A 19733-nucleotide genomic window follows, 5' to 3' on the forward strand; every position below is an offset into this window, starting at 1 on the left:
TCTCTATCGTACTCTTTTAACAGCAGTACTCTTATTGGCTGTGTTCTCTAAACCGTCTTGCTCAACAATAATTAAATATCTTGCATACATGTCGTTGCCAAGTAGTTCTTTCATTCTCTCCTGAAGCACAGCATCAGTTTTAGTTACAGCATCTTTGTAATACTGTGTTCCCGATTCTAAGTTTGTATCTATCGAATACATTTTATTTTCATAACCTTGGTAAGCTAAATATACTTGCTCTAAAGTATTATCATCAAACTTAAGTTGTTGTTTTAATGCTTTAGCTGTATTAGATGCTTTCTCATTAATTTCAACTTTATCCTGTGCTACCGCAGACTGCGTACCTATTAAAAGTGCAAAAGCGAAAAAGCAAAATGTAAATATTTTTTTCATTATCGTAGTTATTAAACGTTTATATCTCAAAGAAAAGCTATTTAGCTAAATTTTGCAAATAAAAAAGTACCGATTAGATAATCGGCACTTTTTTACTTTTATTCGTTTTTAACAGATTGCTATTATTCTTTGGTTTCTTCGGCTTTTTTAGTGCCTCTTTTGTGCTTCATTTTACCACGTTTGCCTTTCATTTTTCTTTTTCCAGACATTTTGCTGTATTTCTCATATTGCTCTGGAGTTAAGATTTTTTTCATTTCTCTTTTCGTTGCAATTTGTGCATCTAACTTATCGTTGGCTCTTTTAAGTTTTTCATCTTGCGAAAGTTCTTTTTTTGCCTCTTTAGATGCCATTTTTTTCTCCATGTTTGCTTTACGGGTTTTAGCATTTTTTAGATTTAAAGCTTCAACTTGTTTTTGTTGAGCTTCTGATAGATCTAAAGCTAAAGTCATCTTCTTCGTTTGTAAATTAGCTACCTCTTCTGGTTTCAAATTTTGATAACGCTCCATTCTATCTTTTCTTAACTCCTTTTTATCTTCTCTTTTGTCTTGGGCATTCACTTGTAAAGCGACTAAAGCCAATGCTACTAATAATAATTTTTTCATGATATATTTTTTTAATTGTTGAACACTATTATGACATAAGAAAAAACAAATGGTTTAAACAACTATAAATTTTTAACTTCTAATTAACAATTTGTGCTTTTTTTAATGAGTTCTAACGTTGTGTTATAGAGTGTTTTATGTTCCATCTTACTTTTTAGCCATGCAAAATAACTCATTACAAAAATATCTTCTCTTTTTGCTTCAACCCAAACAAAAGCTTGCTCAACTTTATCTTTAAATGCTTTGGTATTTATTGTTTCTGGTTTTTTATAATAGCTTTCCACAAATTGTAAATAGGTGATTACGCGGTGTTGATTAATACTTTTTAAATACGAATTGTAATTACGTTTAAAGCTTAATAATCTTGACTCTACTAAATCTAAATTCTGCAATTCGATATGTAGAATAATTTCAGTTAAATTCTTTTTTATCACCCACTCTTTACTTGTTTTAGTTTCGTAATAATGGTCTGTGTGATAAAAAGATTTAAATATTGAAAATGCTTTTCTGTAATTTTCGGACTGTATATAGTACATGGCTAAGCTTAAATTAATGTCCAGTAAAGCTTCAATATCTTTATGCTTTTTAGCGATTAGTGTTTCTAAAATAGAAATTGCCTTTTCTTGTTTGTTGGAGTAATTTAGATTTAAACAGAGTAAAAGATTATATTTTAATTTAAAGGTTGAATAGTATTTTTTATTTTTTTTAAGCATATGCTCAAACATAACATCTAAATAAGCTATAGATTCTTTAAATTTTTTATTTCTAAAAAGTGTGTTTGCTACGAGATAGAGTACCTGAATATGGTAGAATAGCTGCTTCTCTTTGCTTATATGTGTCTGTAATTTCTGGTAGGTTTTTATTACAAATGGTTCAATTTTTAAATAATTACTGGTTACAAAAGCCGAAAGACTAACAATGGTGATGAGTTGGTAAAACGATTTAAAACTCATAGCATCATTTAAACTAATATTGTTTTGTTTAAAGGTGTTTTCTAAATACGCTTCAAAATCTAAACTGTTGTTATTAAATGTCTCCTCTTTAATGGCTCGTCTTATTTTAGCATAGACAATATTTAGCTGGTCTTCTAAGAAATAGTTTTGTTGATTGGCTTCAAACCTGGCTATCAAGTTGTCTACATCCACTGATGGATTTGTATGTGCATATTGAATTTTAGTATGATATATCTCGTTTAAAATAGGAAACAATGCATTTTCTGAAGCAAGTGTCTCGGCCTTATTTAAAATTTTGTAGGCCACTGTATATTGCTGATGTCTTAAAAAGGTTCTGGACGCTAAAATGTATTTAATAATTTGCATATCTGTAGAATTTTCCTCCTCCAGATTGCTGTTGGCAATAAAATCTATTATAGATTGGTATAAGCGCTTTCTTAACGCGTGATAGGCATCCTTTTGATTTTTATTGTAGAGTTTATGGAAAATAGCTTTAGAGTCGCCATCATTTTTAACTAACAACTTAAATAATGTAATGTTTTTGGTATCGTTTCTTTTGTTCTTTTTTTCAAGATAATTTACGAATTGTTGTTGTTCGTCTTTAGAAAAGGTGGAAATAATCTCGTTTAGGTTTGTCATTTAATCGTCAGTTAATATTCTATTATTTCAATAAATATAGTATTTAATTTATTTTACTTAATAAATATATCGTCAGTTTTTGTAAAACATTGTTTTTTTCAGTTTAAGATTGTGTTGCACATTTGCCCTATAATCATTAAAACAAAGACAATGAAAAATTATTTTAAAACCATAGCCTTAGTTGTTGCCTTTAGTTTGGTAACTCTTTTTTCTAAACACATTCAAAATACCCTTATAAGTGAGTATAATAAAAGTGTCGTGTTTGTACAAAAGCACAATAGCAGTGTTATTTCACCTTTAGGCATTTAAAATGAAGCTTAAACAAGTAAATACAGCTTTTTTAGTTACAACTGGAATCTCTGTTTTGGTTTTTGTCTATTTAGTTTTTTTAGGCTACGACGACATTAAAACGGTTAAAGATGTGATAAAAATTATTGCCTCTATTCTTTTTCCTATACCGTTGTTGTTTTTTGTGCGGTTTATATTAATAGAGCATTTTATGCCTACTAATACAGATGCTTACAAACAAAAAAACCAAAGACCAGCAACATTGCTTTTAATTATTTCTGTTGTAATAAGCTTATTAATGATGCAACTTATAGAGTTTGTAACCCATCAAAAATTAGAGCAGAACCTAATTTTTGCACATTTAATTAATTCTACTGCTATTAGTAGTTATGTGCTCAATTTTATACTCTATAATAATTTAAAAGTTAACGGAGTTCTAAGCGGTGTTTTATTATCGCTTGCCATCCATGTTTTCTTTTTATCAGTTTAAAAAAAAATCAAAACAAATAATCAAGATCCTTAACAACATTTCAAGTTTGTTAAGACTATAAAGGTCTACTAAATTTAAACATTATGAATCAAGTATTTAATACCCAGAACCCTAAACCAAAATCGAATACCAATAAAAGAGAATTGTTATTCACGTTTCAATCTATAATTGTAACAGGCTTGTTAGCCTTTACGGCTATTGCCTTTTTCTATTATAACGATTTAGCCATTGTTAAAGGAATAAAAGTAATTTTTGCACCATTTCTATCTGTGGTACCGCTACTATTTATTTTATCTATTTTACGTGATTTACGCAACGGCTTTATAGAAGGTAATTACTCTAAAGTAGAGATTATTAAATTCGGAATTATTACTATAATAATCACAGCAGCTTTTACAGGAATCACGTATTTACTTTCTCAAATAGGTGCATTAGAAATTCTTTTAGCAGCAATTATAGCTATTTTAAGTGCTGTGTTTTTTTTAAGAGCCAAAATTAAAGATATACTTGGAATGTCTATTATTACAGGTATTGCAGAAGGGATTATTATTTATATGATTTTTTTGTTTTGATGATAGGTTTTTGTCATGAATAAACCTTAGATGGCACAACTTAAGTTGTGCCATTTTAAATTCTAACAAATGCAGTTTTTTTTGTTTTTGAAATACTAATAATTAAACAGATTGATTATGCAATAATAAATTATCCTAAAGACCTGACCAGCACTACAAAAAATGCAAGGATATAGCATACTAATGCAGACACTACAGAAGCTCTAATGTAGCGCATGCCATAAGATTCTTCTTCAGATAATACCGTTGCTATAATAAGAGAAAGTAAGGCTGTGCCAATAGGGATAACTCTAAATAAAAATATATCTATAGTATCTAAAAGCTCATTTATATTAGGTGCGTTAGCGCTATATTTTACAACCACAAAATAAGTAGCAAAAATAAATAAACCACTTGCAGCAAGACAGCTCACTAAAGTCCATGCCATTTTGTTTTCTCTATTTTTTCTCAATATGCTTTGAGCGTGCGCCATTAAGTTAGCTTTTTCATCGACATCAATATTTTGTTCGTTTATGTAAGCTTTGGCTTTAAAAAGGTGTTTTTCTTTTTTAAGAATCTGTTTTAATTGCTCTATGTGTTGGTTTGTATTCATGACTTTTTTGTTGGGTTTATCATTTTAAATATACACACCATTAAACGTTTTAGATAAATGTCAATACATACCCAAAAAAGGCACCACCCAAAACGATAAAGGCGCTATTCAGTTTTTTAAAAACAAATACAACAATTAAGCTCGCCAGAGCAATGGCGATTGTACGCCAATCTGTAAGTGTGTCTTTTGCCATTTCTATACAGACAGCTATTATTAATGCTACTGCTGCAACGTTTACGGCATCTAAAATGGTACCTATAATTTTAGACTTTCGCATTTTTGGTATTAACGGATTTAGTATCAACACGAAAATAAAGGATGGTAAAAATATTCCAATAGTTGCCGCCAAGGCTCCTGTAATGCCGTCTAATTGCCAACCTATAAATGTCGCTGTCGATAATACAGGTCCAGGTGTTATTTGTCCTACAGCAACGGCATCTATTAAAGCTTGTCTTGTAAGCCATCCATTTCCTACTAATTCTGTATCGAGAAACGCAAATAAAACATAACCACTACCATAAAGTATGGCGCCCACTTTTAAAAAAGTCAATAATATTTTAAGGCTTCCAATTTTGGTAGGATCTCCTAACTGAAATAGTAATAGCGGTATAAAACTCTTTAAGTTTCCGGTGTTTTTCTTGTAAAAATAAATAGCCAGTCCAAGTAAACCGCAACCAAAAAGAGCAATTATTTCGTTTACTCCTAATAAGCAAGCAACTAATGTTATTATACCTAAAATAGCGAGTTCTATAGTTTTTACTGCTTTTTTACCAAGTCTGTAAGCTGCCATTATTATAATTGCAATAACAGCTGGTTTTATACCGTAAATAAAAGGTTCAACTTTAGGTAATTGCCCATATTCTTGATAAAGCCATGCAAATACTGCGGTAATTACAACCGCTGGAAAAATAAAACAAAAACCGGCTACAATTAGCCCTTGCCATCCTGCACGCTCATGCCCGCAATGCATGGTCATTTCGGTAGAATTTGGACCAGGAATTAGATTAGTGGCACCAACAAGATCGAGAAAATGTTCTTGTGTCATCCACTTTCTTTTTTTTACAACCTCGTCTTCCATCATCGCTATATGTGCCGCAGGACCACCAAAAGCTATGCTTCCTAATTTAAAAAAGAGCTTGGCAATTTCTATAAGTTTATTGTTTTGGGTCATTTTAAATACAGACGAAATATTGGTTTTATTAAGTTAGTTAAGCGTAATGGTTAGAAAAAATGAAATTTGCATGTTGTGCAACTCAGTATTTTTATAATAAATATTTTACACGAGTGCTAACGATATCAAATTTATAAAAGTTCTGTAAAGATTTATATAAATAGCAATTATAAACATCCCAAAAATGCCGAATGCAGATGAAAACAGCATGTTTTTATTATAAAATGATTTTATTGATATAATGTAATATCCAAAAGTAACTAACATAACAGGCACTATAAAAAACCACTTATTTGGTACAGGTAAGTTGGTTACAATTAAATATATAATTGTTGTACATAACAGTAGTTGCGAAAAGTAAATTGTTGCAAAAACAAGATGTTTTCCAAATTTAAGTTTTTTGTTTATTACAACGCCAATTAACGCAATAAGGGGTATTAATAATATCAGAAGAGATTTTGATAAATTCGAGGATATAGTATCATATTCTATCTTTACTGCCTCTACCGATATGTTTTTAGTTCGCATAATGTCTTCGACTTTGTCTAAAACATTAGTTCCAAAAAAATTAAAATTCTCATTAAAAAGCCACTTTGAAGGTGTGCGAAACAAATCGGTATCAGATAAGAAAATGAAAAATATAAGGTTACAAATCACAAATATTTGAAATGGTTTTAAATAGGGAACTCTAATTCCAGTAATATTTTTTTTAGCCAAACTACCAGGGTTTTTAAACATGAGTTTAAAGCTTTTTAGCAGTTTAGAATCGAAATTTGTTATGGCACCAAATGCTTGGGATAATAGGTTCTTAATTGAAAAGTCTGAATCCGAAATTATTTTTTCACCGCAGCTATTACAAAAATTCCCAGAGAATTTATTTTGACAATTTTTGCAAATATTCATTTGTACATCGTTTTTAGCGTAATGATTATAACTTTATATGGTTTTGTGAGCGAGAATTTTTCCGTCGATAAAAAATGAAACTTCAAACCATTGTAATGTTTATATTTAAGCACTAATTTAATATTTTTTTTATCGACTAATTAAAGTGTTGTATAATTAACTGTAGTACTACACTTTAAAGTAGCTTCAAAATTAATTACCTTTACAACAACCATTAATTAACGCACTATAACTCATGAAAAAAATATTATTTCTTTTAGCATTCGCTTTAATATTCTCTTGTAAAGACGAACCAAAGCAAACCAAAATCACGGAAACAGAAACCACGAAAACAGAAATGCAAACCAATTTAGACAAATACGTAAGTGTAAAATTAACAGCAGATTTAGGTGTTTTGTCTGCAAAAGAAAAACAAATGCTACCTATATTAATAGAGGCAGCCAATAAAATGAACGACTTATTTTGGTACGAAGCATATGGCGATTGTAATGCTTTACTAAGCAGTATTACAGATGCAGACACCAAAAAATATGTAAAAATAAATTATGGACCTTGGGACAGATTAGCAAATAATAGACCATTTGTTGAAGGTGTTGGCGAAAAGCCAAAAGGTGCTAATTTCTATCCTGCAGATATTACAAAAGTAGAGTTTGAAAATGCAAATTTAAAAGACAAATCCAGCCTTTATACTTTTTTACGGCGTGATGGTGAAGGTAAACTATATACCATACCTTATCACAAGAAATTTGAAGCAGAAGTTAAAGAAGTATCAGAGTTATTATTAAAAGCGGCCGATTTAGCAGAAGATAACGGACTAAAAAATTACCTGACCTTGCGCGCCCAAGCACTGTTGGATGATGACTACCAAAAAAGTGATTTTGCTTGGATGGATATGAAAAACAATACCTTGGATATTGTTATTGGTCCTATTGAAACTTACGAAGATCAATTGTTTGGTAACAAAGCAGCACACGAAGGTTATGTGCTAATTAAAGACCAGGAATGGAGTGCAAAACTGGCAAAGTTTAGTAGCTTTTTACCAGAACTTCAAACAGGATTACCTGTAGATGCAAAGTATAAGAAGGAAAAACCTGGTACAGATAGCGACTTAAATGCTTACGATGTGGTATTTTACGCAGGCGACTGTAATTCTGGTAGTAAAACCATTGCTATAAATTTACCAAACGACGAAGAAGTACAGCTTAAAAAAGGAACGCGTCGCTTACAACTTAAAAATGCAATGCGCGCTAAATTCGATAAAATTTTACTGCCAATTTCGGAAGTTTTAATAGACGAGACCCAACGTAAACACATTACTTTCGATGCCTTTTTTGCAAATACTATGTTTCACGAAGTGGCACACGGCTTAGGTATTAAAAACACCATTAGTGGTAAAGGTACAGTTAGAACTTCGCTTAAAGAGCATGCCAGTGCTTTAGAGGAAGGTAAAGCAGATATTCTTGGTTTATATATGGTGCAGCAATTGCACGAAAAAGGAGAGCTAAAAGAAGATTTAAAAGATAATATGGTAACCTTTATGGCTGGTATTTTTAGGTCGGTGCGCTTTGGTGCGTCGAGTGCTCATGGCAAAGCAAACATGATAAGATTTAATTTCTTTAATCAAATGGGTGCATTTACAAGAAATGAAGATGGCACGTATAAGGTTAATTTCGAGAAAATGGAAGCTGCAATGGAAATGTTATCGCAAGTAATTTTAACCTATCAAGGTGATGGCGATTACGAAGGTGTTACAAAATTTGTAGATAATTATGGCAGTATTTCTAAAACACTTCAGAAGGATTTAAACCGTTTAAGCGATAACAATATTCCTGTAGACGTTGTTTTCGAACAAGGTGTTGAGATATTGGGCTTAGATGAGTAGTTATAACGAAAAATAATATAAAAAAAGCTTCAGAAAATAAACCTGAAGCTTTTTTTATCGATTGTAATTTGCGTCTTATCGAAAAAATTCAAATTTATTTTTAACTAAAAGGTTTTGAAAAATACTTTTTTTAATATTTAGCTAAATATTAACGCATGGCATTTATTATTATCCTGGTTGTTGTAGCACTTTTTCTTATATTAAAAGTGGCGAAAACACTCACAAAAATTAGAGACTTACGAGAGCGAGGTGTTAATATTTCTAACAAAAACAATTATTATAAGTTGTTGTCTTTTCTATTTCTTCGTAATCTTCCCTCATAATTCCAATTAATTAAAATTGAATCTTAGTTCTATTTTAAGTTTAATAGAAGCCATAAATACTATAATTAATTTACCTGAAAACTTTTATATTTTTAAAACCTAAAGGGTGTTATGTGCGTATGTATTTGGAAATCATTAAATTATAAAACCCTCAAACCTATGAAACTCCTAAAAGAACTCTTGCGTTTATTCTCGGATGCTGTAGACGACGATGGCTATTTTAAAGATTACAACAAGCAAAAAAAAGAAAAACGAGAAGAGCGTGCTCAAGATTGTTAAATAAAAAAGCCGCTAACAGCGGCTTTTTTATTTAACAATCTACATGTAACAATTTATTCGTTGTTATACATGTAAGTATATGTCGTAGTATCACCATCTTCGTTTTCTATTACTGTCTTAGGGTAATTTAAATCGGTATAGGTGTAGGTGTATTGCGTACCACTAATAAAATTATTATTGTTATCTACAGTTGCTTCGGTTAATAGATTATTTAATGTAAAGTTTGTGGCATCATTGTTTTCGTAATCAATTAATAGAAAGTGTTCTTTACCTAAAATGTTCTTAAAGGCTGCATTGTTATCATCGTAAGTGTAACTTGTTTTATAAAGTGATTCTTCACTCGACTTTGTAATATTTCCATTAATAAACGTCATGGAGTATGTAGAGGCATTTGGATTAGTTACCGAAGATTGAGTCATTATCGTACCGTCTGTGCTATAGGTTTGCGTATAATCGTAAACACCAACACCTACAATATTTACAGAAACGTTTGCCACTCTCTGTTGAGAATCGTAGCCATATGTTTCTAAAATTTCTTCTCCAGATGCAGTGTCGTAATAATTAATTTCCGATAATATGTCGTTATTATATATGTAATCCATATAATAACCATCTGTAGATTCTTGTTTTATTAGCTTTATACCATCGTACGTGAAGCTTAAAGTCTCTGTATCGTTGTTAGCATATTGAATAACTAATTGAGTTGGAAGAATTGTGTTTGTTACATCGCCATCACCATTATCATCTCCATCACCTCCATTTAAGTTTGAATCTATGTCATCAGAACTGTTTTGACAGGACATTAATGATAATGCTATAAGAGTAAACGAATAGATTATTTTTTTCATAATTTGAAATTATAGTTGTTATAGTTGAATTTCCCCTAAAACAAAATTAGGTTTTTAACCTATAAACAAGTGATTTAGACTCTTAAAGTTATCATAATTTAAGGTGGCAGTAAACGATATAAAACCAGTTGAACTGTTTGCAGTAAAACCGATGCGTGCGTTTTCTCGTAAATCTTATTGTTATTTATCAATAAAATTTTAATGTCTCTTTATATAATTTTAGTGATTACTTTTTTAGTGATTTCACTATTTGCCATACATATTAACTTACAGATTAAGAAGATTCGTGATGTAAGACGCATGGGTGTTAAATTATCGAAAAAAAATGTCTACTATAAGTTTATAGTTAGATACTTTGTTAAAGATCTTCCGTCTTAGAATATTTAGCTATGAGCAATTTGTGATATAAAAAGGGATTATAAAAAAAAGCATACAATCCAAGACCGTATGCTTTATGTTTTTTAAAACTTTACATTACTTACAGGGTTTCAACAAATAAACCTGCTTCGGTTTTGCTAACCTTGGCAACTCCAAGTTTAGTTAAACCTTTAATGGTTTTATCCCACTTTTTATTACTTAATCCAGATTGCGATTTTAAATCGTTTAGGTCTATTGGTGAGTTGCCTTTTAAAATGGTAAACACCGCTTTTTCTTCTTCACTCATAGGAATCGCTTTTTTCTCTGGACGCATTTGCGGGAAGAATAAAACTTCCTGAATGGATTGATTATTAGTTAAAAACATTATTAATCTATCCATACCAATACCCATTCCAGACGTTGGTGGCATCCCATATTCTAAAGCGCGTAAAAAATCGTGATCTATAAACTCGGTAGCTTCATCATCTCCTTTTTGAGCCAGTTTTAACTGGTGCTCAAAACGCTCACGCTGGTCTATAGGGTCGTTAAGCTCTGAGTACGCATTAGCAATTTCCTTTCCGCACACCATAAGCTCAAAACGTTCTGTTAATTCAGGATTTTCACGATGCTCTTTACACAATGGGCTCATTTCTTTCGGGTAATCCGTAATAAACGTTGGCTGTATGTAATTACCTTCACATTTTTCTCCAAAAATTTCGTCTATTAATTTGCCTTTACCCATAGTAGCATCTACAGCTATTCCCATGCCTTTTGCCGCCTCACGAATTTCGGCTTCGGTTTTACCATTAATATCAAATCCGGTAAATTCTTTAATAGAATCTGCCATAGTAATACGCTTGTAAGGCGCTTTAAAATCTACTTTATGTTCTCCAAATGTAGCTTCGCTTGTACCATTTACAGCAATGGCACAATGCTCTAATAATTTTTCGCAAAAATCCATCATCCAGTTATAGTCTTTATACGCTACATAAATTTCCATAGCTGTAAATTCCGGATTGTGGGTTCTGTCCATCCCTTCGTTTCTAAAGTTTTTAGAAAACTCATAAACACCATCAAAACCACCAACGATTAAACGTTTTAAGTATAACTCATTAGCAATTCGCATATATAATGGAATGTCTAAACTGTTATGATGTGTCATAAAAGGACGTGCGGCAGCTCCACCAGGAATTGGTTGTAGAATTGGTGTTTCAACTTCAAAATAACCAGCATCGTTAAAAAAGTTACGCATAGCATTAAATAACTTGGTACGCTTAACAAATACTTCTTTTACATGTGGGTTTACAGCTAAATCTGCATAACGTTGTCTGTAACGCATTTCCGGATCTACAAAAGCATCGTGTTGGTTGCCTTCGGCATCTACTTTTGGTAATGGCAACGGTTTTAAAGCTTTACTTAATAATGTAAAATCTTTAACCAATACGGTTTTTTCACCAACTTTGGTAGTGAATAATTCGCCTTCAATACCAATAAAATCGCCTATGTCAAGCAATTTTTTATAAACATCGTTGTATTTACTTTTATCGTCGCCTGTACAAATTTCATCTCTGTTAAAGTATACTTGTATTCTGCCTTCGCTATCTTGAAGCTCGGCAAAACTGGCGTTACCTTGAATACGACGAGACATTAAACGTCCCGCAATAACAACCTGTTTACCTTCCTTAAAATTCTGTTTAATCTGTTTAGACGTTTCAGAAACCGGAAATAAATCGGCTGGATATGGGTTAATTCCCATAGTGCGAAGTTTTGCTAATTTTTCTCTTCGTATGAGCTCTTGCTCAGATAACTGTGACATAATTTAATTTGTGTAAAAATTTAAAGCCACAAAGATAATGCTTTGTAACAAATCGCAATAGTTTGCGTCTTATTTATACATCATCAATCAATTAATTTATATTTTTATGAGTATTTGGAGAGTTATCCTTTCAATTATTTGCCCACCTTTAGCAGTTATCGATAAAGGTTGTGGCTCAATAGTAATCACTTTTTTATTATGGCTTTGTGGCTGGGTTCCTGGAGTTATCGCTGCTTTAGTGATATTAAATAATCCGGAGAAGTAGTCCGCAATCGGCAGTATTTAGTCTTAATCGATTATAATAAATTGTATAGAGAACTATTTTATAAAAATTCTCAATACATTTTTCTTTTATTTCAATGCAGAAAAACACTCGAAGTGAAATTCAATTCAAACCTAAAAAAGTGTAATTTTGCTGTCTATGAATAAAAAAGTTGTACTTCAAGACTTAGGAACAAAAGACTTTAAAGATACTTGGGATTACCAAGAAGCATTATTTAAAGGCGTTTTAGACACGAAAATTAAAAACAGAAGAGAAAATGCTGGCTTAGCAACCAATAATTACTTTTTGATTGTGGAGCATCCTCATGTTTATACCTTAGGAAAAAGTGGTGATGTATCTAACTTATTATTAGATGAACAACAGCTCATTGCAAAAGGCGCCACGTTTTATAAAATAAATAGAGGAGGAGATATTACCTACCATGGGCCTGGACAAATTGTTGGTTATCCTATCTTGGATTTAGATAATTTCTTCACAGACATCCATAAATACTTACGTTTTTTAGAAGAAATGATTATTCTCACACTCGAAGAATATGGTTTAAAAGCGGAGCGTTCTCCAGGTGAAACAGGTGTTTGGCTGGATGTTGGCACACCGTTTGCCCGAAAAATTTGTGCCATGGGAGTTCGTGCTAGTCGTTGGGTAACCATGCATGGTTTTGCATTGAACGTAAATGCTAATTTGGGTTATTTTGATAATATTATACCTTGTGGTATTCGTGGTAAAGCAGTGACTTCGCTTAATGTGGAATTAGGCAAAAAAGAGGTCGATGAAGCTGAAGTAAAAAGCAAATTACTGAAGCATTTTGCTAAGCTTTTTGAAGCTGAGTTTGTAAAATAGAATGCTTTTGAAACCTTGGCAACTTTACATCTTAAACATTATTTTACTCATTATTGTTGGTTATAATATACTTCCCGACTTTTCTTTAAATAAAAATGATTTTGTAAAAGTGAGTGGCATACTTTCTAATGCGCAAATAGAAACCGTAAACGATGGTAGAGACAGAGAGATGTTATTTAATAATTTGGTGCGAGAACGATTGATTATTAATTTATCTGATAGGCAATTGCATGAGTATTATGTAACCGATATTAACAAAGAACATTGGGAAACACTTTTATCTCCAGATGCTATAGGTCAAGATATTGTTTTGTATTTAGGCAAAGGAAAACAACAGGAGGATCCATTTAGAATAGAATTAAATAACAAGACAGTTTACGATACAGACGTTAGATACTACCGAAATTTAATAATCATCCTATTTACTTTTGCTCTAACACTAAGAAATCTGTTTTTTTATTTTAAAACAGAAAAGGAAGTGGTTTTCGATACTCAATTAAAAACCGTAAATCAATCTTTTATTGGTTTTTTAAAACGAAAGGCAATAGGGTTACGTGATTATTTTTTACAGTAATTTTAAAACTTAAAAAAATAGTTTTTATTGCGACACTACTATTTTTATAGTGTTCTCAAAATTTTCAGAACCTTTTATTTTACAAAAATAAATACCAGTTTCCCATGAAGCAGCATCTACACTTAAACCAAGATTTAAAACTTGGTTTTTATACACAGTTACTTTTTGATTAGTAATTTTTTGATGTTTATTATTTCAATAAACTCAAATTTTAAAGCAGTTTAAATTCACTATCTAAAACCATTTTTTCTTCTTAAAAAACAGCAACATCCCAATAGCGACAACAATCATTACAGCCCACATAATGAAATAACTGTATCTGTAGTTTAATTCTGGAACGTATTCAAAATTGGTTCCGTAAATTCCAGCGATAAACGTTAATGGAATAAATATTACTGAAAACACAGTAAGAAACTTCATAATGTCATTAAGTTTACTACTAATGGTGGTGTGGTAGATATTTAACTGGTCGGACAGGATTTCGCGATAATCGTCCGAGGCATCGTTGGCCTGGCTAATATTGTCTTCCAATTCTTTAAAATGAAGATAGGTGCTTTCGGTTATAAAATCGGAATCTGTTTTAGCCAACGAAAAAATCATTTCTTTGGCAGGTTTTACGCTTTTACGTAAAAAGTTTAATTCGCGCTTATAATTATTAATTTCGTTTATAACTTTTTGATTGGGATTAAGCAGAAGCGTTTCTTCTAAAGTCTCAATTTTTTCTCCTAAAATACTTATTACATAAAGGTAATTATCGACAACAATATCTAATAAGGCAAAGGTTAAATAATCTGTGCCACCATTTCTAATGCGTTTTTTCTGTTTTCTAATACGCTCGCGTACAGGCTCGAAAACGTCACCACGTTGTTCTTGAAACGATATTAAAACGGTTTTTGTAAGAATAAGACTCAGGTTTTCTACCAAAGTTCTACCGTTGGACTCGTTAATTCTAAGCATTTTAATAGTGATTAACGTGCAGTTATCGTATTCTATTACGCGTGGTCTTGCTTCGGTGTTTAAAACTTCGGCCATAACTAATGTGTCCAAATCGAAAGCATCGGTTATTTCTTCCATTATAGATGTATTATGAAGTCCATCTACATTTACCCAAGTTACAGTGTTTGTGTGCTGGAACTGACTAATTTCTCTAACGCTTTTAACCGCATCTTCTGTGAGGTTAGTAGCATCAAAGTCGATTATTCTTAATAAAACTTTATCTGCTTTTTTTTCGCCTCTAAAAATTAAATCGTCTGGAGCAAGACCTATTTCGTGTTTGTTTTTTCTTATAATACGAGTCATACAAAAGGAGGGTTTAAGCTAAATTCTTTATTATAAAGATAGCACAAAGAGCACGACCAACTTAAAATTTTAACCTTCTGCGTTAAAAAATACCTTATAGTAATGCATTTTTTTATCCTCGTCGTAACCACGTTCTAAATATTCCTGAGCTGCATCTGGTGCATCGATATCAAGTTTAATCTGGATATTAGTATCGAGTTTTATATCGGTTTTAATTTTCTTTTTGTCTTTTTTTACAACGGCTTCTGCCAAATCAAATTGATTGCGAAGTAATACATTTTGCTCGCCTTCGTATTCCTTTTTATAATCTTCGAACAGGCGTATGTGTTTTTCTTCGGCGAATACTTCTTCTTTAAAATTTTCGACGTTTATAATTTCGTTCTCTTTAAAATAATCTATGGTTTTGGCTAAAAAAATGTTACGTTCCTGCTCGCCATAGCTGGTTTTTAGTATTTCGGTAGAAAACTCACTACACATATTTAAATAGTTATGCGTGTGGTTGTTACTGTCGTCGGCATACTTAATATTTAAAAATTTATCTAACCAATACTGCGCATCGTAACTGTTGTTATCTACACTTAAAATAATATTACCTTCCATGTCTGTTTGATTTAAAATCAAACAACCTTTATCTACTTTTTTAGACGAAATGCCCTTTTGTACTAAAACATCGTAACTGTTGTTTTCTAAATAGGTTTGAAAGAAATTAATTTTATTTTCAATTTTAAAAACACCAATGGCATTGGTGACCATTTCTTTATATTCTATGCCTTCAAAAACGGCTACTAAAACGTCACCCGTTTTTATTTGAGCCGAATCGCTTTGCTCGTATAAATGCTTAACAATGTTTTTGGAGGTTTCTATAAAAGCATCATCATCACTAAAAATTTGTTTAGCATAGGCATTAATTTCGTTTAACTCTACATTAGCATGATGGTTAAAGCGGTAGCTTTGTACAATGCTACCAAAAGGTCTTAGTAAAAATGGTAACATGAGCTCGTAACTGGCTTCATCAAAATGGACTTCTTTTTCGGAAAACGCATTTTTAGTATCGTTATGTTTATTACCAACTTTATGAATTATAAATTTTGAAATACTAGCGCCTTTACGTGTGATCATGTTTAAAATGTAAGTTTATATTTTGAAATACAATAGTAGGCATTTCAACAGAAAAACGAAATAAAAAAACCGAAGACTTATGCCTTCGGTTTTATAATTTAAAAAGATATATTTTATTTTTCTAAACCAAAAAGATGCTGTACTTCATTATAAGGCATTTTAGAATAGTCTAAGCTTTTGCCTGCGGTAACAACTGCTGGAGGAATAATAACGTATTTTATAGTATAAAGTGGTGTGTTTTCATAGTCTGATACAGTTGAGGTGTTTATTGAAAAGAAAATTGCATTTTCTACACCTTGACTTGGAACGTTGGCAACTACATAAGTAAACTCGTCGCGTACAGGTAATGGATATATAATAATTTCTCCGGCTTGATCTACTTTTATATACATTAATAAAACTCCACCTGTATTTATATAATTTTCAATATCGCTATTGCTAATAATCATGCTGCCATAATCATCGGCTGCATTCGTTTCATCAAATTGAATTTGCATCCAATTAGATTCAATTATATTTGCATTTCCATCTTGTCCCGCTGGACCTTGTTCGCCATCTTCTGGAGAACATGAGAAGCTAAAAGCTACAAATAAGGCTAATACTACATACTTTGTTTTTAAAACTAAATGTTTCATAATTTTTAATTTAAATGTGATTAATAGTTATTTTTCTATTTAATGCTATAGGTATTAAAAAGGTTAACATTGCTTGTAAAAAAAACCGAAGACATATGCCTTCGGTTTTAAATTTTTTGATTGTGGTTTAAATTAATAAGCAATACCGTAAAAATCGCAAACGGCGTAGTAATCTTTAATGTCTACTCCAGCTTGATTAAGCTCATTTACTACTTGATCTTGAGCATTTAACTTTCCAGCTGTTGTGTTAGTAGATTCTATAACAATAATTTTAAGGGCTTGCAATTCTCCAACTGTTACAGTGTAAGCGCTTCCTGCTGCATTTCCATAATCCAACTCATAATAGCCAACACTTGAAGTTACCTGCACTGAAAAATCGAACTGATAAGAGTCGAAAGGACAAGGAATTGATACCCAATAGGCACCGTCGTCTGTTAAGTAGCCTAAAATGGCATCGTTATCTAAAACGCTTTGCGTTATGGCTGGTATGGAAACTGCAGTATTAGTCCCTGAAAATCCTGAAGCATCAAATGTAAACGTTTGTACATTGGCATTACCATCTGTACCATTTGTTCCTGCAACGCCTGGCTCGCCTTGTGGACCTTGTTCGCCATCTTCTGGTGAGCAAGAAAAGCCAAAAGCTATAAATAAGGCTAATACTACATACTTTGTTTTTGAAATTGTTGTTTTTAATGTGATCATGATTTTTAATTTTAATAATAGATTTATAGTTTGTTTATTATTTAATGATTTGGTAACATGAAAGGTTAACATGTAAAATAAAAAAACCGAAAAAAATATTTTCGGTTTTAAACGGTTAATTAAATTCTAACTTTCTTCTTCACCAACAGGTTCGTTAGAGGTTTTAATGCTGTTCCATTCTGGTGTATTAGAATTTAAATAAGCATAAACTGGTTTTTCGTTTCTAACCATGTCTACATACATTTGCATATCTTTAAAAGGTAAAAATATAGCGCCTACTTTATTATTAGGAATGTAAGTTGGGTTTGGCACAGGACTGTCTTCGTGTAAAAAATAGATTATAAATCTATGGTCACTTCCATAACAGGTTACATAACCTTGAATTTGAATATTCTTTCCATTCCAAGTTGCCGAACTCTTGTAACCAAGAGCCATTTTGTAATTTTTTACTGTAAATTGTTTCGTTGCCATAATATTATGTTTTTATGATTAATAGTATCTTTTAATGGTTTTGTTTTTTAAAGGTTAACACTAAAACGAAAAAAAGCCAAAGTTTTTAAACTTTGGCTTTCTCCCAAACTAACCTAAAAATGAAAATGCTATTATTAATGTCTAAGAAGGTTATTTAAACGTTTATAATTGTTTGTTTTTTTAGAAATAAGCCGTAAAACCAACACTAAAAAAGATGGTGCTCAATATTGTTTTTCCATCAACAGCGCTGTCTTTTGGTTTTTGAGTTTGATGTGTGTAGTTTATTGCAGGCTCAATAGCAACATGGTCTCCTAAAAAAAAGGCATAACCTGCGGATCCTCGAAGCGCAAAAATACTGGCTTCTATATCGCCAAAAGTAGACGATACTTTGCTTGAGCCTATGCCAACAGTAGCTTCTGCAAATATACCGTTGTTAAAATAATATCTTGCAAATGGGCCAACGGCAAAGGCATTAGATGTGGTTTCACCATCGAAACCTTCTATTTTAGAAGTGCTTGTTCTTACCTCAAGCTCTAAACCTGCGGCAATGTTATCTGTTATAAAATAGCCGCCTTTGGGTGTTGCTGTAATTTGAAAAGTCGAGCCAACATCACTTGTACTGCCTTCAAATTTTGCTTTTTCATTGGTGGAAATAACACCAATAGTACCATTGGCAAAAAAATTACCTTGCGCTAATGCTGTAAAACTCTCTTGAGCAAAACCAATGATAGAAAACAATAATAAGGTTAAAGTGAAAAGTAATTGTAACCTTTGGTTTGTTGCTGTTTTTGGACTGTTAATAATTGTGTTTACATTCATAATATCGTGTTTATTAGTGGTTTTATTATTTGATTACATTAATTTCTTGTAATTTTTGGTATCGATTGTAAAAGCTTCTGCTTTAAGCGATGTACATGTCATGGTGGTTGTTTTAGGCTTCCTTTTCGAGGTATCTGTAATACGCATTTCCATTGGTAAGCCATTTACCATAGCCATCCAGGTTTGATCCATACCCTTTTTTTGCTTTGTTCTATAAAAGGTTTTAGAAAAGGAAACACCAGCGTTTTCGGTAACCCAAACTTTGCCATGTAAATCTTTCCCTTTTACATCGTACTCCTTACAGGCGTAACCCAAGATGGTTTTCGTGTTTCCTGTTGCTGTTACAGAGTATTCTGTTGCTTCGATAGCCTCTTCTGTTAGTTGGTCTAATTTTAAATTCATAGACATTAAAGTTTTATCACCCTTATTGTCCATAAACATAAACATGACTTCTTCTTGTAAATCCATTACAGTGAGTGTTCTGTTTTTTGTGTCTGGTATTTCGAAACCTAAATAATTACTGTCTCGATTTAGATAATAAATCATGTCTACTGGTTTTTTACCGTTATCCATTTGCATGACATATTTATGACTAAAGTTATAAGAACTGGCTGGAGTAGCGTTAGACATTCCAAAGAGGCTTCCATTTTTATTTTTAGATTTTTTTTCGTTCTTTTTAGAATTATTAAATGTAGAATCGAAAGCCTTGTCGGTTTCTCGCTCTGCTTTTTGTTCCACCTTTTTTTCTAGTGAGCGTTCTACTGCTTTCTCGGCTTTTTTACTTAGTTTTTTCCAAATTTGCGCTTCAGTGTTTATGCTAAAGCAAATGGTAATAATGATTAATAGTGCTTTTAAAGTTTTCATTTTTAATTTATTTTAATTG

Annotated in this window: 23 protein-coding genes; 7 read left to right on the forward strand and 16 right to left on the reverse strand. The window is 31.7% G+C overall.

The window, feature by feature from the left end:
- Positions 1-3: 3 nt before the first annotated feature.
- The 3 genes from ACVC43_RS14715 to ACVC43_RS14725 all read right to left on the reverse strand — a co-directional run bounded on the left by ACVC43_RS14715 (position 4) and on the right by ACVC43_RS14725 (position 2587).
- On the reverse strand, positions 4-393 hold the full coding sequence (locus ACVC43_RS14715; protein WP_452225293.1) for a hypothetical protein: 390 nt from the start codon (positions 391-393) through the stop codon (positions 4-6).
- A 122-nt stretch (positions 394-515) separates the two neighbouring features.
- Positions 516-995 (reverse strand): hypothetical protein, encoded by a 480-nt coding sequence (locus ACVC43_RS14720; protein ID WP_452225294.1) that lies wholly within the window; start codon positions 993-995, stop codon positions 516-518.
- A gap of 83 nt (positions 996-1078) precedes the next feature.
- On the reverse strand, positions 1079-2587 hold the full coding sequence (locus ACVC43_RS14725; RefSeq protein ID WP_452225295.1) for a hypothetical protein: 1509 nt from the start codon (positions 2585-2587) through the stop codon (positions 1079-1081).
- 150 nt (positions 2588-2737) lie between these two features.
- Between ACVC43_RS14725 and ACVC43_RS14730 the strand changes: the two genes are divergently transcribed.
- The 3 genes from ACVC43_RS14730 (at position 2738) to ACVC43_RS14740 (ending at position 3937) form a co-directional block, all read left to right on the forward strand.
- Positions 2738-2896 (forward strand): hypothetical protein, encoded by a 159-nt coding sequence (locus tag ACVC43_RS14730; protein ID WP_452225296.1) that lies wholly within the window; start codon positions 2738-2740, stop codon positions 2894-2896.
- A 1-nt stretch (position 2897) separates the two neighbouring features.
- Positions 2898-3365 carry a hypothetical protein gene (locus ACVC43_RS14735; RefSeq protein WP_452225297.1) on the forward strand — a complete coding sequence of 156 codons (468 nt, stop codon included), beginning with the start codon at positions 2898-2900 and terminating at the stop codon, positions 3363-3365.
- Positions 3366-3448: 83 nt separating this feature from the next.
- Positions 3449-3937 carry a hypothetical protein gene (locus tag ACVC43_RS14740; protein WP_452225298.1) on the forward strand — a complete coding sequence of 163 codons (489 nt, stop codon included), beginning with the start codon at positions 3449-3451 and terminating at the stop codon, positions 3935-3937.
- A gap of 130 nt (positions 3938-4067) precedes the next feature.
- Here the strand turns inward: ACVC43_RS14740 and ACVC43_RS14745 are convergent, their stop codons facing one another.
- From ACVC43_RS14745 to ACVC43_RS14755, 3 genes are all read right to left on the reverse strand, one after another.
- The gene (locus ACVC43_RS14745; RefSeq protein ID WP_452225299.1) at positions 4068-4529 is read right to left on the reverse strand and encodes a hypothetical protein; all 462 of its coding nucleotides are present in this window, start codon (positions 4527-4529) and stop codon (positions 4068-4070) included.
- 49 nt (positions 4530-4578) lie between these two features.
- Complete coding sequence (gene chrA, locus ACVC43_RS14750) at positions 4579-5700, reverse strand: chromate efflux transporter (RefSeq protein ID WP_452225300.1); 1122 nt, start codon at positions 5698-5700, stop codon at positions 4579-4581.
- A gap of 105 nt (positions 5701-5805) precedes the next feature.
- Complete coding sequence (locus tag ACVC43_RS14755; RefSeq protein WP_452225301.1) at positions 5806-6603, reverse strand: DUF3667 domain-containing protein; 798 nt, start codon at positions 6601-6603, stop codon at positions 5806-5808.
- Positions 6604-6838: 235 nt separating this feature from the next.
- On the opposite strand from ACVC43_RS14755, the gene ACVC43_RS14760 reads away from it, so the two are divergent.
- Positions 6839-8485 (forward strand): dipeptidyl-peptidase 3 family protein, encoded by a 1647-nt coding sequence (locus ACVC43_RS14760; RefSeq protein WP_452225302.1) that lies wholly within the window; start codon positions 6839-6841, stop codon positions 8483-8485.
- Positions 8486-9140: 655 nt separating this feature from the next.
- On the opposite strand, the gene ACVC43_RS14765 is transcribed toward ACVC43_RS14760, so the two are convergent.
- A complete protein-coding gene (locus ACVC43_RS14765) occupies positions 9141-9935 on the reverse strand; it encodes a hypothetical protein (protein WP_452225303.1) in 795 nt (264 codons plus the stop codon).
- A gap of 478 nt (positions 9936-10413) precedes the next feature.
- Entirely contained in the window at positions 10414-12108 is a 1695-nt protein-coding gene (lysS, locus tag ACVC43_RS14770; protein ID WP_452225304.1) for a lysine--tRNA ligase, read from the reverse strand.
- 106 nt (positions 12109-12214) lie between these two features.
- Between lysS and ACVC43_RS14775 the strand changes: the two genes are divergently transcribed.
- The 3 genes from ACVC43_RS14775 to ACVC43_RS14785 all read left to right on the forward strand — a co-directional run bounded on the left by ACVC43_RS14775 (position 12215) and on the right by ACVC43_RS14785 (position 13805).
- Positions 12215-12373 carry a YqaE/Pmp3 family membrane protein gene (locus ACVC43_RS14775; protein ID WP_452225305.1) on the forward strand — a complete coding sequence of 53 codons (159 nt, stop codon included), beginning with the start codon at positions 12215-12217 and terminating at the stop codon, positions 12371-12373.
- 156 nt (positions 12374-12529) lie between these two features.
- Positions 12530-13231, forward strand: a complete 702-nt coding sequence (lipB, locus tag ACVC43_RS14780) for a lipoyl(octanoyl) transferase LipB (RefSeq protein ID WP_452225306.1) — start codon at positions 12530-12532, stop codon at positions 13229-13231.
- A gap of 1 nt (position 13232) precedes the next feature.
- Complete coding sequence (locus ACVC43_RS14785; RefSeq protein ID WP_452225307.1) at positions 13233-13805, forward strand: hypothetical protein; 573 nt, start codon at positions 13233-13235, stop codon at positions 13803-13805.
- Between the two features lie 24 nt (positions 13806-13829).
- Here ACVC43_RS14785 and ACVC43_RS14790 read toward each other — a convergent pair whose 3' ends face one another.
- From ACVC43_RS14790 to ACVC43_RS14825, 8 genes are all read right to left on the reverse strand, one after another.
- Positions 13830-13961, reverse strand: a complete 132-nt coding sequence (locus tag ACVC43_RS14790; protein WP_452225308.1) for a hypothetical protein — start codon at positions 13959-13961, stop codon at positions 13830-13832.
- 78 nt (positions 13962-14039) lie between these two features.
- Positions 14040-15104, reverse strand: a complete 1065-nt coding sequence (gene corA / locus ACVC43_RS14795; protein WP_452225309.1) for a magnesium/cobalt transporter CorA — start codon at positions 15102-15104, stop codon at positions 14040-14042.
- A 69-nt stretch (positions 15105-15173) separates the two neighbouring features.
- Complete coding sequence (locus tag ACVC43_RS14800; RefSeq protein ID WP_452225310.1) at positions 15174-16223, reverse strand: nucleoid-associated protein; 1050 nt, start codon at positions 16221-16223, stop codon at positions 15174-15176.
- A gap of 113 nt (positions 16224-16336) precedes the next feature.
- The gene (locus ACVC43_RS14805) at positions 16337-16858 is read right to left on the reverse strand and encodes a hypothetical protein (protein WP_452225311.1); all 522 of its coding nucleotides are present in this window, start codon (positions 16856-16858) and stop codon (positions 16337-16339) included.
- A gap of 132 nt (positions 16859-16990) precedes the next feature.
- Positions 16991-17560, reverse strand: coding sequence for a hypothetical protein (locus ACVC43_RS14810; RefSeq protein WP_452225312.1), 570 nt, complete (start codon positions 17558-17560; stop codon positions 16991-16993).
- A 126-nt stretch (positions 17561-17686) separates the two neighbouring features.
- Positions 17687-18031 (reverse strand): hypothetical protein, encoded by a 345-nt coding sequence (locus ACVC43_RS14815; RefSeq protein ID WP_452225313.1) that lies wholly within the window; start codon positions 18029-18031, stop codon positions 17687-17689.
- A gap of 180 nt (positions 18032-18211) precedes the next feature.
- Positions 18212-18850, reverse strand: coding sequence for an outer membrane beta-barrel protein (locus tag ACVC43_RS14820; protein ID WP_452225314.1), 639 nt, complete (start codon positions 18848-18850; stop codon positions 18212-18214).
- A 33-nt stretch (positions 18851-18883) separates the two neighbouring features.
- Positions 18884-19714, reverse strand: a complete 831-nt coding sequence (locus ACVC43_RS14825) for a DUF4412 domain-containing protein (protein ID WP_452225315.1) — start codon at positions 19712-19714, stop codon at positions 18884-18886.
- Between the last annotated feature and the right edge of the window lie 19 nt (positions 19715-19733).

The organism is Lacinutrix chionoecetis (genome assembly GCF_053604665.1).